Source organism: Streptomyces sp. NPDC053079, assembly GCF_044546695.1.
Taxonomy (GTDB): Bacteria; Actinomycetota; Actinomycetes; order Streptomycetales; family Streptomycetaceae; genus Streptomyces.
This window is the reverse complement of record NZ_JBITZJ010000003.1, coordinates 295,569-307,488: the sequence shown is the minus strand read 5'-3', so window position 1 is coordinate 307,488 and position 11,920 is coordinate 295,569. Positions and strand designations below refer to the sequence as shown.

Here is an 11,920-nt window from a genome sequence, read left to right as displayed (position 1 = left end):
GCCGGCGCGCACTGGTCGCTGGTCGAAGAACCAGCGGTTGCCGGCGGGGAACAGCCCCTCGGCCGCCAGCTTCTCGAAGACGGCCAGGTCGCGGCGGATCGTCTCGTCGTACGTGGCGTGGAGCCGGAACCCCCAGCCGTTCTCCATCAGCAGCCGGACCGCCTGCTCGAACTCCCCCTCGTAGCCGGCCGCGAGCTCGGGTCGGGGCTCCGCGAAGTTCTCGAAGTCGGCGGCCGCCCAGGTCAGGTTCTCCCCGGCCCCGTTGAGGCGCAGCCATTCGTCGCCCTCGCCCGTCCGGACGGAAGCGGTCCACCGCTTGAGGTCGGCCAGTTCCTGCCCGGCGGTCTGCGGGAAGAGGTGGTAGGCGATGCGCAGGGAGAGCTCGCCGGAGCGGGCCAGGTCGATGACGGTGGCGTAGTTCTCGGGGAAGTTCTGGAAGCCGCCGGCCGCGTCGACGGCGAGGTGAGGCCGAAGCGGTTCAGCTCCCGCAGGAAGTGACGGGTGGAGGTGCGCCGGCCGGCCTCGTCCAGGGCGGGGGCGGCGGCCAGCGTGGAGTAGAGGATCAGGGCGCTGGGCGCGGCGAGCAGGACGCCGTTGGGCTCGCCGTTCCGGTCGCGGACGATCTGGCCGCCCCGCGGGTCGGGGGTGTCGCGGGTGATGTCCGCGGCACGGACGGCGGCGCGGTTGAGGATCGCGGACTGGTAGAGGTGCAGGACGAACACGGGAACGTCCGGCGCGGCGGCGGTGAGCTCGGCCACGGTCGGCATGCGGCGCTCGGCGAACTGGTCGGCCGTCCAGCCGCCGACGACGCGGATCCACTGGCCCTTGGGCGTGCGGCCCGCCTGCTCCCGGAGCATCGCCAGCGCCTGCCTGAGGGTGGGTACGCCGTCCCAGCGCAGTTCGAGAACGTAGTTGAGGCCGCCACGGATGACGTGCAGATGGGAGTCGTTGAGGCCCGGAACGGCCCGGCGTCCCAGCGCGTCCACGACCCTCGTCCGGGCCCCGACGTGCCCCGCGACGTCCCGGTCGTCGCCGAGCGCCACGATCCGGCCGTCGCGCACGGCGGCGGCACTCGCGGCGGGACGGCCGGGATCGCCGGTGAAGATCTTCGCGTTGCGCAGGACGAGGTCGGCGCCGGCGGGGGCGTCGTCGTCGCGTACGGGGGTGATACCGCTGACCGGCATCGTCGTCATGGCTCTCGCCTTTCGGGGGAGGGGGGCGGTCGGTCATGGGATCAGCCCGTTCGGGTAAGTCGACGAAGGCGGCGGCTGGGTGTCCGTCGCGGCCGGTGCACGGGCACCCGCAGGACGCTAGGCCGGGGTCGGACCGTCGATGTGTCGTCGCGTGCACACGTTCTTGTCCTCGGGCGCACGACCGCACGGCCGCCGCGCTGCCGTAGCCCCGGCGTGCACAGGAGCGAAGAGGTCAGTCAAATGACCTAATGGGTCGCCATGTGACGCGTACACGCTGGCCGTGTGCCCCGATCCGAGCAGGAAGTAAGAAGTCACATGCAGACGCACGCCGGAATGTTCCCCCTCCTCGACGACGTCCCCGCCGACGCACGGCTCGCCACCTGGCACCAAGGGGTCGAGCGGGCGCTGGCCGCCGAGTTACAGGTCAGGACGCTGCAGGAGAACGGCTTCGACGGCAGGTTCGACGTACGTCATCTCGGCTATCTGCGCGTGCTGTCGCTGGAGGCGGATCCCGTACGCCTGAGCCGCACGCCCCGGCTCATTGACCGCGCCCCGGCCGACGGGGTCGTCGTCGCCCTCCAGCAGACCGGGAGCGCGGCCCTGACACAGGACGGGCGCAGCACCGCGCTGCTCCCGGGCCACCTGGCCGTGATCGATCCGCGGCGGCCCTTCTCCCTGGAGCAGAGGCAGCGCTTCCGGCAGCGGTTCTTCCGGCTTCCCGCTCAGGTGCTGAACGTGCCCGCGGCGCGGTTGAGGACGGTGACAGGGCGCGCCTTCGCAGCAGGGCGGGAAGGGGCGCAGCCGGCTCCCTTCCTGGACCGCCTCGCGGACCGCGCGGCGCGCATCCCGTCGGCTGTGGGCGACCTGCTGGCCGGCAACGTCGCCGACCTTCTGGTCACGCTGGTGGAGGAGCACGCGGAGAGGGAGGACGACTGTCCGGGCGCGGCCCATGACCACCTGCTGCCCGCTGTGCGCCGCTACATCGAGAACCATCTCGGCGACCCGGGCCTCACCCCGGAGGCCATCGCCCGGGCCCACCGCATATCCGTCCGCTACCTTCACCGGCTCTTCGAGGGCGAGGACGTGACGGTCCACAGGCTGATCCAGCGGCGGCGCGTCGAGGAATGCGGGAAGGAGCTCGCCCGGTCCGCTCCGGGGCCGGCCGGTTCGACGATTTCCGCGGTGGCCCTGCGCTGGGGGTTCCACAGCCCGGCACACTTCAGCCGCGTCTTCAAAACGGTCTACGGGCGGCCCCCGCGGGAGTGGCGCACGCTGGACATGCGCCATGCGGTCGAAGGCGTCGACGAGCCGCTCGAGCCGAACTCAGGGCATTCCGGCGCGCCGCACTCGTTCTCTACAGGCAAGGGAAAGGGGGTTCGCTGAGAAAACCTCAGTCAGCGACGGGAGGTGGCACGCTTGGGCGGCGCGATGCGTACCCGCTTCTCAGTGGGCGCGTTCTCGATGTCGTCGAGTTGCGCAATGATCGTGCTGCGCAGGTCGTCGTAGTCCTCGAAGCAGTGGTCATTGAACAATGTGTAGCCCGTCCACATCAGATTGGCGCACACCCGTGCCGGCACCCGGCCGGTCTGGGCGCCCATGCCGACCAGCGCCACCGACCCGATGCTGCCCGGCACCTCATTGTTCTTCCGGTGGATCGCCTGGAACGCGGCGGCGCACGCCAGGGCCACATTCAGGGTCTCACTCACGTTCTGCGATGAGTGTTCCATCGTCGGCGTCGAAATCAGGAACTTCGGGTTGATCGCCCCGGACGGGACGCACACCGCGCTTCCCACCGGGAGGCTTCCCGCGAACTGGTCGCGGATCGCCCGCTGCACGCGCAGTTGGATGCCTGCTCCGAGGTGCCGCTTGATGACCGCGTCGACCCCGCCGTCCATCCGGCCCCGGGAGTTGGTCGGGTTGACCCAGGCATCGACATCCTCATCGAGGATCGAGCCCTTGCGGATCTCGATGTCGGGGGTGTCGGCGAACGCCGCCCGCCACGCTTCCACCACTTCGGTGTTGATGTCGGTCAGTACCACCCTAAGCGGCGACTGCACGGCGTTCACGGTCATCATCCACTCCGATCGGGAGACGGTCCTTCCAGCGATCACGACGCTACCGCGCCCCACTGACAACCAGGTGGGAGCTCGGTTGTCGTACCCCGTTGCTAGCCTCCCGGCCATGATCGACGCCAACGCCAACGCCAACGCCCCCGCCCAGTCCGACCCCAATGACCCGCTGGCCCTCGCCGAACTCTTCGAAGGCGGCGGTGAACCGTGGCTTCCGCTACTGAAGCCGGTCATCGAGGCGCAGCCGGACGCGGCCAGGTTCATCGGCGCGGGCCGCGGACCGGATGTCGTCCCTGTCCGTGAACTGACCTTCCAGGCGCTCAAGCCCCATCCACCGCACAAGTGGAAGGTCGTCATCTTCGGTCAGAATCCGTATCCGCGGCCGGAGAGCGCCACCGGCATCGCCATGTTCGACAACACCTTCCACGACTGGAAGGACAGCCAGTTCGGCAGGGTCGTCAGCATCCGCTGCATCATCAAGGCGGCGGCGATGTGGAAGTACGGCATACCCAAGAAGACCCCGATCGCCGACATTCGTGCGCTCTTGAAGAAGCAGGACACCGTTCAACCGCCGGAATGGTTCCAGGCGATGCTCACGCAGGGTGTGCTGCTGTTGAACGCGGCACTCACCGCCAGCAGTGACGGAGCGAGGGGAGCCGACCCGCACACCGCTTTCTGGCGTCCGGTCGCCGAGCGGATCGTCGAAGAGATCCTCAAGGCCAAGCAGAACGCCGACGAGGAGGACCGTGGTGTCGTCTTCGCCTGGTGGGGAGCTCACGCACGCAATCTGAAGAAGGTCGTCCTCCAACTCCAGGAGAAGTACCCCGAGGTCGAAGTCCGGCACATCGACCACCCGAATCCCGCGGCGCAGGGCGACATCTTCTGCGAAGGCGACCATTTCGCCATGGTGAACGAGGCCCTTGCCTCGCTGGGCGCCGATGAGGTCGACTGGCTGCCGAGCAAGGGCTGGAACGAGCTCGCGCAGGAGGCCGGCGGGACGAACGGCGACGTCGCCGAACGCATGGGCGCGTTCATCGCGTCCACCATGGAGCTGCACCAGCTGTACCTCGACCGGCTCGCCGGCGTAAAGGACGAGGGGCTCGCCCTCCCCGCGATCACCGGTGTGTTCGACACGCCGCTCATGGACTTCCGTGACGCCGTCTCCCCGGTCGCCAAGCTGCTGTCCGGTCTCGACCGGCACGTCAATCTGTCGCACGAATTCGGCAAGAGGCGGGCGGACGAGGCGACCGGCGTCCTGTCCGCCGACGCCATCGCCGCCCTCTACCTCTATACCTGCGAGTCCGCGTTCTACCGGGAGATCAACGCCGTCCTGCGCGCCCCGGACCGGGCCAGAGTCGTTCCGTACCTGCCGTACCTGCGGCTGCTGTTCTCGGCGGTGTCGCAGCTTCCGGCCCGCACGGAGCCGTTGTGGCGCGGGGTTGCCCTGGACCTGCGTGCGCAGTACCCGCTCGGCCGGACCGTGACCTGGTGGGGCGTGTCCTCGTGCACGCCCAACCTCGGCGTGGCGCGGGCATTCCTCGGCAGCCGCGGCAAGCGGACGCTGTTCGAGGTGGTCCCCGCCAGAGCGGTGGGCATCAGCCGCTTCTCCGCGTTCACCGGCGAGGAGGAATTCATCCTCTCGCCGGGCACGCAGCTCAAGGTGACGGACGTCAAGACCGAGCGCGGCGGCTTGTGCACCGTGAAGCTGACCGAACTGGAAGAGCAGATCCTGGTGTCCTGATCAAGCGCCCGGCGCGACAGGCGTCAACCGCACGACCGGCTGCTTACGCCTCCGGAGGCCAGAGCGATGCGGCGTGACTGTCGCGCCACGCGGTGGGCGACATGCCGTACGCGGCGCGGAAAGTGCGGCTGAAGTACGCGGGGTTGGCCACCCCCCAGCGCTTCGCGACCGTCGCCACGGCTGCCCCGGGCCGGCCGGAGCGTGCGTGGGCCAGTTCCCTGTGGCATTCCTCGAGCCGTCGCTGCTGGATCCAGCGGCCGACGGTGGTGCCTTCGGCGGCGAATATCCGGTGCAGGAAGCGGGTCGAGATGTGATGGTGCGCTGCGATGCTCTCGGGTGTGAGGCCGCGGTCCCCCAGGTTCTCGTTCACGTAGGCCCGCAGCCGGGGCGCCAGGCTGTGCCGGTCCCGCCCGTCCGGGCTCGTGGCGGGAGCATCGGGCGTACCCGCCGGACCCGCCTCGAACGCCAGCGTCCTGAGCAAGGCGACGACGCAGCCGGCCAGGTGTTCCGCCGACCGTGGCGAGCGGACCGTCGCCGTGGCGGCGAGGTCCCGCAGCAGAGGACTCAGCAGGGGCGCCACGTCGCCGCGGGTATGCGGGTGGAGTCGGCACAGGCGCTCGACGTCCGCCCGGTCCGGCCCCAGCAGCTGGCGGGGCACACCGAAAAGGTGCAGCTCGAAGTCCTCCGCCTCCTGGAAGGCGAAGGGGACGGCGGAGTCGAGGACGACGAGGTCGTGCGGGCCGCACGCGAGGAGCTCGCCGTGCTGGACGAAGGTCGCGACCCCCCGTCCGTGGACCGCGGCGATGATCCGGTCCGCGTTCGTGGCGGCGGTTTCGGTGTCGTCCGCGGTTCCGCCGCTCGGCGGGATGAGGGAGGCCGGTGCCACGACCGATGCCGGCCCTCGGGCCGTACAGACCCGCAGGAGACCGAGGGTGGCGTGTGCGGTATCGCGGGAGACGGGCGCGGCGTCCGGTCCGGGCGCGGTGGTGGTCATGGTCGCAGGGCTCATGGCCTTCCCTGATGTCGCTGGGGCTTCGAGGGGGATGCCGATGCCGGTGCGCCGGGGCGGTGCCGGGTTGCTCCGGATCGAACGGCCCTCAGCCTGCGCCTGCCGCGTTCACCACCTGTAGGTCGTTTGACTGACACCGGGCTGACGGGCCGTCGATCGCATTTATGATCTTGAAAGGGGTACTGCCCGAGGGACAGGGGAGCGGCCGTGGTGTCCGTAGCCGATTGCGGGAATCTCGTAGGACGGCGGCGGGAGATGTCGCTGTTGAGCCGTGCCCTGGACGACGCACGGTCCGGGGCGGGAGGTGCGGCGACGCTGCTGCGCGGCGAGGCGGGCATCGGCAAGACGGCCCTGCTGGCGTGGGCGGAGGAGCGGGCGCGCGATGCCGGGTTCACCGTTGTGCGCGCGGTGGGTGCCGAGGCCGAGACGGAGCTCGCGTTCGGGGCGCTGCACCAAGTGCTCTGGCCGCTGCTGGAGCGTTCGGAGTCGCTCCCGCCGCGTCAGCGGCAGGCGCTGGAATGCGCGCTGGGGCTGCGTGACGGACTGCCGCCCAACGGCTTCATGGTGGGTGCCGCCGCGCTGACGCTGCTTGCGGAAGCGGCACGTCGGCAGCCCCTGCTGCTCCTGATCGACGACCTGCACTGGGTCGACTCCTCCAGCGCCATCGTGTTCGCGTTCCTCCACCGCCGGATCGCGGAACTGCCGCTCGTCATCGTCAGCGCGTGCCGTCCCGACGGTGCCGCCTCGGAGGGGTGGCCGGCGGATCCGGTCGATGTGGCGGCCCTGACCCCCACGGACGCGGGCACCCTGCTGCGCGAGCGGCACCCCGAGCTGGCCGCCACGACCGCCGGCAGGGTGCTGCAGGAGGCCGCCGGCAATCCGCTGGCACTCGTGGAGCTGCCCCGCCAACTGCACGAGGACCACCTCAAGGGCATCGTTCCCCTCCCGGAGCGGCTGCCGCTGGGACAGCGGCTGGAGCGGCTGTTCGCCGGCCGGCTGCGGTCCCTGTCGGCCCCGGCCGCCCGGACCCTGCTGCTGACCGCCCTCGGCGGCGGTGCACCGGCCGACGCCTGCGGAACGTGGCCGCACGAGGTCGTCGCAGTCGCCGCGGAGACGGTGCTGGACGAGATCGAGGCGAGCGGGCTGGCGCAGCTGGACACTTCGGGGAGGCTCGCTTTCCGGCACCCGCTGGTGTGCAGTGCCGTCATCTCCACGGCCCCCGCTCCCGAGCGGCGCGAAGCCCATCGGATCCTGGCGTCGGGCCTGGGAACGGACGACCCCCGCCGGCTGATCCACGAGGCCTCCGCGGCACTCTTGCCCGACGAGGACCTCGCCGCCCGGCTGCAGGAGGCGGGCCGGCGGATCGCGCGGCGCGGCGGCGATGCCGAAGGAGCGCTGCTGCTGGACCGGGCGGCGGCCCTCAGCGCCGACCCCGCCTCCCGCGCCCGCCGGCTGACATGGGCGGCCGTCATGGCCGCCCGGAGCGGCCGGCTCACGTACACCACGAAGCTGGTGGAGGAGTTGCGGCGGGCACCCGTGCCGTCCGATATCGCCCCGCTGTTCGCCTACGCCGTGGTGTACGTCGACCAGAGCCACCGGATCGACTTCGCCTCCTCGTTCACCCTCCTGCCCGAAGCCCTCGACGCCCTCGCCGCACCCGGCGCCGAGTCCTTCGGCGGGCTGGCCGAACAGGTCTACTTCAAGCTGCTGCTCGCCGCCACCTACACCGACGACGCCCGGGCCTGGCGCGCGCTGGAGAACCACCTGCCGAACGTGTCCCCCATGGCCCGGCTGTGCCACCGCGCCTGGTCCGATCCGGCCCGCACCGCACAGGGCGTATCGGAGGAACTGCGAGCCCTGGCCGAGGGCATGAGCGAGGAGCAGGAGGCCGGGGGCGCCTGGCTGCTGCTGTGGACCGCCTCGGCGGTCGACCTCGCCGACGACGACATGTGGCGGCGCTTCACCGGGCAACACGCCTACGCCACCCAGGGATCGATCGCGAAGGCCCGCTGCTACCAGGACTTCCTGCGGGGGCGCTGGGACGCGGCCGACGACTGCCTCCGGGAGGCGGAGGCCGCCGAGGAGCTCGGCTACCACTGCAACGCGCTGCTGTTCCGGCACTACTACGCCCACTTCGCCGCCGGGCGCGGCGACGAGGAGGGCCTGCGGGAGATCGAACGGCGGATCACACCGGTGGCGTCGCGCGCCCGCATGCGATTCGTCACCGACCACCTCACGCACCTGCATGCCCTCGCCGCCCTGGCGCACGGCCGCTACGAGGATGCGTACTGCGACCTGTCGTCGCTCATGGCGCCCGGCGTCCTGCCGCGCGGCCTGCCCTGGTTCCATCTGCCGTTCTTCGACTTCGTGGACGCGGCCGTCCACACCGGGCGGCGACAGGAGGCCCAGGCGCACCTGGCCGCGGGGCGCGCGGCACGGATGGCGGAGATCTCCGCCCACCACGCCTTCCTGCTCGCCGCGGCCACTGCCCTCGCCGCGCCCGACGAGGAGGCGGACGCCCGCTACCGCGACGCCTACGCCGTGCGGCGCGGGGGAGTGGGTCTTCGAACTCGCCCGCCTCCGGCTGGCCCACGGCTCGTGGCTGCGCCGCCACCGCCGCGCCGAGGCCCACGACGTCCTGCGCGAGGCCCACCGGGCGTTCCGCGGGCTGGGCGCGCGGCCCTGGGAGGAGCTCTGTGCCCGTGAGCTGCGTGCGGCCGGGCACCAGGTGGGAACGGCCACGGACGGGTACGCGCTCCTGACCGGGCAGGAGCTGCGCATCGCGCCTCGCCCGCGTAGTCGGCCGGTCGCGCTGAGTCGGCGAAGGGGCCCCGGGGCGTGAGGCCGGGCACGTGGGCCCCGTCACTTACGAATCCGGGTAGTGGTGGCGGGGTCCCTGAAGTGCGGAATTCCGGGGATCGCAGGGGGTGTTTTACGGCGTTCCGTCGTAGGTCACACCCTTTGTCAGGGGGTTCTCGGCCCGCTAACAATGGCTGAGTCGCACGGCGCCGTCGTTCGAGACGCGGCGCTTCTCTTATGCGCCGCACGGGCCACTGCGACGTCCCCTACTGGAAGAGGTTCAGCTCAGTTATGCGCTCCACCATCTCCGGCTATACCGCTCTGTCCAAGGCTCACAAGTTCTCCGCTGCCGGTCTCGTCACCGCTGCGGGCGCCGCCGCTCTGACGTTCGCGCTGGTGCCGCAGGCCTCCGCCGCCGACACCTACAGCGCCGGTGTGAAGACCGTGGCGCGGAGTGCCCAGGAGTTCGGTGAGACGCAGGACGGCGAGCTGGCCAAGGCCTTCGACGCCGCCGCCGGCAAGGCCAAGGCCGACGCCAAGGCCGCCACGGAGACCGCCAAGGCCGAGGCGAAGGCCGAGCAGGAGCGCGCGAGCCGTTCCGAGGCCCGTCAGCCGATGAAGCCCGCTGCGAAGCCGGCCGCTCCGGCGCCGAAGAAGTACGCCGACAACCTGGACGGCTGGATCAAGGAGTCCCTGGACGTCCTGCGTTCCAAGGGCATCCCGGCCTCGTACGAGGGCATCAAGCGCAACATCATGCGTGAGTCCACGGGCAACCCGCGTGCGATCAACGACTGGGACGTCAACGCCGTGAACGGTGTGCCGTCGAAGGGTCTGCTGCAGATCATCGACCCGACGTTCAAGGCCTACCACGTCGAGGGCACGTCCTGGGACATCTGGGACCCGGTCGCCAACATCACCGCGTCCTGCAACTATGCCGCCGACAAGTACGGCTCCATGGACAACGTCAACTCCGCGTACTGATCCGGACACAGACGGCACTCCGTGCGCATGCCGCATAACGCATAACGCATAAAGCAGGACGCGCAAAGGGCGCAGCACCCATGAGGGGGCTGCGCCCTTTCGCTGCTCAGGCGGCACGCGCCTCGCGGCGGTAGCTGCCGGGGGCCTGGCCGTACTCGCGTTTGAAGGCCTTGGCGAAGGCGTACTCGGAGCCGTACCCGGTCCGGGCCGCGACGGTCATGAGGGGGGACTCGGACTCGCGCAGCAGCTTGGCGGCGGTCGTCATGCGCCAGCGGGTCAGATAGGCCATGGGCGGTTCGCCGACGAAGGCCGTGAAGCGGCGCGCGAAGGCCGCCCGGGACAGGCCCACCCGGCCGGCCAGCGTCTCGACGGTCCATGCGGTGGCCGGCGCCTCGTGGATGGCGGCCAGGGCGGGGGCGATCGCGGGGTCGCCGAGAGCGGCCGCCCAGCCCTTGGTCGCCGTCGGGGGCTGATCCTCGATCCAGGCGCGCAGGATGTAGAGGAGCAGCGAGTCGATGAGCGCGGGGACGATCCCGGCCGATCCGATGCGCGGGTTCTCCAGCTCCGTGCCGAGGAGCTGCACGGCGGCGCTCAGCTCGGGGTGCCGGCCGTGCCGGGTGGCGAGATGGACGATCTCGGGGAGCTGGTGCACCAGCGGGTGGGGGCGGCCCTGGTCCAGGTGGTAGTTGCCGCACAGGAGGCTGGTGCCGGGGCCGTCGCCGCCGATCGTGACCGTGCCGATGGGCGAGCCCGGGTGGAACTGGTCCGGCCTTTCCACCTCGGCCGGCGTCGAGGGGTGGTCGGCGAGGATGTGCCCGCGGCCGTCGCGCAGGAACACCACGTCGCCCGGGCTGAGGGCGATCGGCTTCATATGGGGCGCGTCCTCGAGCGGTATGAGCCAGCAGGTGCCGTAGAGCACCACATGGAAGCCGGCGCCGGCGACCGGGGGGAGACGCAGGCCCCAGGGCGCGCGGCCGTGGGTGCGTACGGATCTGGGCTGCCCGGTCCGCATCGAGCTCAGCGCCTCGGTCAGGATGTCCATCGCCGTTCCCTCATCTCCCCTGTCTCCCCCGTCGTCGGGCGTCAGCCTATGCTCCGCCCGCCGTCAGTCGACGGTGAGGACGACCTTGCCCTGGACCCGGCCCGAACCGACCAGCTCGTGCGCCTTGGCGGCCTCGGCCAGCGGGAACGTCCGGGCAACGTGGGGACGGATGCGCCCGGCGTCCACGAGCGCGGCGATCGCCTCCAGCGAGGCGTAGTCGGGTTCGACGGAGATGCCCGCGAAGCGGCGGCCCGCGGCTTCCACCTGGGCGGCGAGCTCCTGGTTCCAGTGCTCCATGATGCTGACGAGCGTGCCGCCGGGGCGCAGGACGGTCAGGGCGCGCACGCCCTCGGAGGAGGAGTCGAAGACGACGTCGACGTCCTTGACCGCCTCCGTGTAGTCGGTGGTGCGGTAGTCGATGACCTCGTCGGCGCCCAGGCTCCGTACGAAGTCGTGCTTGGGGGCGCTCGCCATGGCGATCACATGGGCGCCGCGGGCCTTGGCGACCTGGACCGCGAAGTGCCCGACGCCGCCGGCCGCGCGGTGGATCAGCACCCGCTGGCCTTCGCCGATCCCGGCCGCGTCCACCAGGCCCTGCCAGGCGGTGAGCGCCGCGAGCGGGACGGCCGCGGCCTGCACGTGGTCAAGGGTGGCGGGCTTGCGGGCCACCTGGCGGGAGGGCACGGCGACGTACTCGGCGTAGCCGGTGGCGGCGCGGGGGAAGAACGGCATGCCGAAGACCTCGTCGCCGGGCTTGAACCGGGCACCGGGGCCGGCCTCCTCGACGACGCCGGAGACGTCCCAGCCGACGCCGAAGGGCGGCTCGCCGAGCAGCGGGTAGGCGCCGGACCTGACGGCCACGTCGACCGGGTTCACGCCGCTGGCGTGGACGCGGATCAGGACTTCGCCGGCGAGGGGGGTGGGACGGTCGGTCTCGGCGACCTCCAGGACCTCGGGGCCTCCGAAGGACTTCTGGATGACGGCGCGCATGGTGTTCTCCCTGTGGTGGGCGCCCGGGAGGATCGGTGCCCCGGGCTCGGCTTGATGTGCTCAACACTAGGGAGATCGAATGAGTCGATGAATATC

At 71.1% G+C, this 11,920-nt stretch carries 8 protein-coding genes and 1 pseudogene; 4 read left to right on the top strand and 5 right to left on the bottom strand.

What is annotated here, in order from left to right:
• Positions 1–20 precede the first annotated feature (20 nt).
• Positions 21–1,193, bottom strand: a pseudogene (locus ACIGXW_RS13700) (amidohydrolase); the annotation flags it as partial.
• Positions 1,194–1,508: 315 nt separating this feature from the next.
• On the opposite strand from ACIGXW_RS13700, the gene ACIGXW_RS13695 reads away from it, so the two are divergent.
• Positions 1,509–2,576, top strand: coding sequence for a helix-turn-helix domain-containing protein (locus ACIGXW_RS13695; RefSeq protein ID WP_399572913.1), 1,068 nt, complete (start codon positions 1,509–1,511; stop codon positions 2,574–2,576).
• Between the two features lie 11 nt (positions 2,577–2,587).
• Here the strand turns inward: ACIGXW_RS13695 and ACIGXW_RS13690 are convergent, their stop codons facing one another.
• Positions 2,588–3,265, bottom strand: a complete 678-nt coding sequence (locus ACIGXW_RS13690) for a macro domain-containing protein (protein WP_071967859.1) — start codon at positions 3,263–3,265, stop codon at positions 2,588–2,590.
• A 109-nt stretch (positions 3,266–3,374) separates the two neighbouring features.
• On the opposite strand from ACIGXW_RS13690, the gene ACIGXW_RS13685 reads away from it, so the two are divergent.
• Entirely contained in the window at positions 3,375–5,003 is a 1,629-nt protein-coding gene (locus ACIGXW_RS13685; protein ID WP_399572911.1) for an ADP-ribosyltransferase domain-containing protein, read from the top strand.
• A 43-nt stretch (positions 5,004–5,046) separates the two neighbouring features.
• On the opposite strand, the gene ACIGXW_RS13680 is transcribed toward ACIGXW_RS13685, so the two are convergent.
• The gene (locus tag ACIGXW_RS13680; RefSeq protein WP_399572909.1) at positions 5,047–6,012 is read right to left on the bottom strand and encodes a helix-turn-helix domain-containing protein; all 966 of its coding nucleotides are present in this window, start codon (positions 6,010–6,012) and stop codon (positions 5,047–5,049) included.
• Positions 6,013–6,267: 255 nt separating this feature from the next.
• Between ACIGXW_RS13680 and ACIGXW_RS13675 the strand changes: the two genes are divergently transcribed.
• Together ACIGXW_RS13675 and ACIGXW_RS13670 are read left to right on the top strand one after the other, a co-directional pair.
• The gene (locus ACIGXW_RS13675; RefSeq protein WP_399572907.1) at positions 6,268–8,718 is read left to right on the top strand and encodes an AAA family ATPase; all 2,451 of its coding nucleotides are present in this window, start codon (positions 6,268–6,270) and stop codon (positions 8,716–8,718) included.
• 384 nt (positions 8,719–9,102) lie between these two features.
• A complete protein-coding gene (locus ACIGXW_RS13670) occupies positions 9,103–9,792 on the top strand; it encodes a transglycosylase SLT domain-containing protein (protein WP_399572905.1) in 690 nt (229 codons plus the stop codon).
• A gap of 106 nt (positions 9,793–9,898) precedes the next feature.
• On the opposite strand, the gene ACIGXW_RS13665 is transcribed toward ACIGXW_RS13670, so the two are convergent.
• Both ACIGXW_RS13665 and ACIGXW_RS13660 read right to left on the bottom strand, forming a co-directional pair.
• Positions 9,899–10,834 (bottom strand): AraC family transcriptional regulator, encoded by a 936-nt coding sequence (locus ACIGXW_RS13665; protein WP_399572903.1) that lies wholly within the window; start codon positions 10,832–10,834, stop codon positions 9,899–9,901.
• 63 nt (positions 10,835–10,897) lie between these two features.
• Complete coding sequence (locus ACIGXW_RS13660; protein WP_399572901.1) at positions 10,898–11,824, bottom strand: NADP-dependent oxidoreductase; 927 nt, start codon at positions 11,822–11,824, stop codon at positions 10,898–10,900.
• Positions 11,825–11,920: the final 96 nt, after the last annotated feature.

Excerpts from the sequence above, each read along its gene's own strand:
- ACIGXW_RS13665 (WP_399572903.1), bottom strand. The coding sequence starts at position 10,834 with ATGGACATCCTGACCGAGGCGCTGAGCTCGATGCGGACCGGGCAGCCC.
- ACIGXW_RS13695 (WP_399572913.1), top strand. The coding sequence starts at position 1,509 with ATGCAGACGCACGCCGGAATGTTCCCCCTCCTCGACGACGTCCCCGCC.
- ACIGXW_RS13675 (WP_399572907.1), top strand. The coding sequence starts at position 6,268 with ATGTCGCTGTTGAGCCGTGCCCTGGACGACGCACGGTCCGGGGCGGGA.
- ACIGXW_RS13685 (WP_399572911.1), top strand. The coding sequence starts at position 3,375 with ATGATCGACGCCAACGCCAACGCCAACGCCCCCGCCCAGTCCGACCCC.
- ACIGXW_RS13660 (WP_399572901.1), bottom strand. The coding sequence starts at position 11,824 with ATGCGCGCCGTCATCCAGAAGTCCTTCGGAGGCCCCGAGGTCCTGGAG.
- ACIGXW_RS13680 (WP_399572909.1), bottom strand. The coding sequence starts at position 6,012 with ATGAGCCCTGCGACCATGACCACCACCGCGCCCGGACCGGACGCCGCG.
- ACIGXW_RS13670 (WP_399572905.1), top strand. The coding sequence starts at position 9,103 with ATGCGCTCCACCATCTCCGGCTATACCGCTCTGTCCAAGGCTCACAAG.
- ACIGXW_RS13690 (WP_071967859.1), bottom strand. The coding sequence starts at position 3,265 with ATGACCGTGAACGCCGTGCAGTCGCCGCTTAGGGTGGTACTGACCGAC.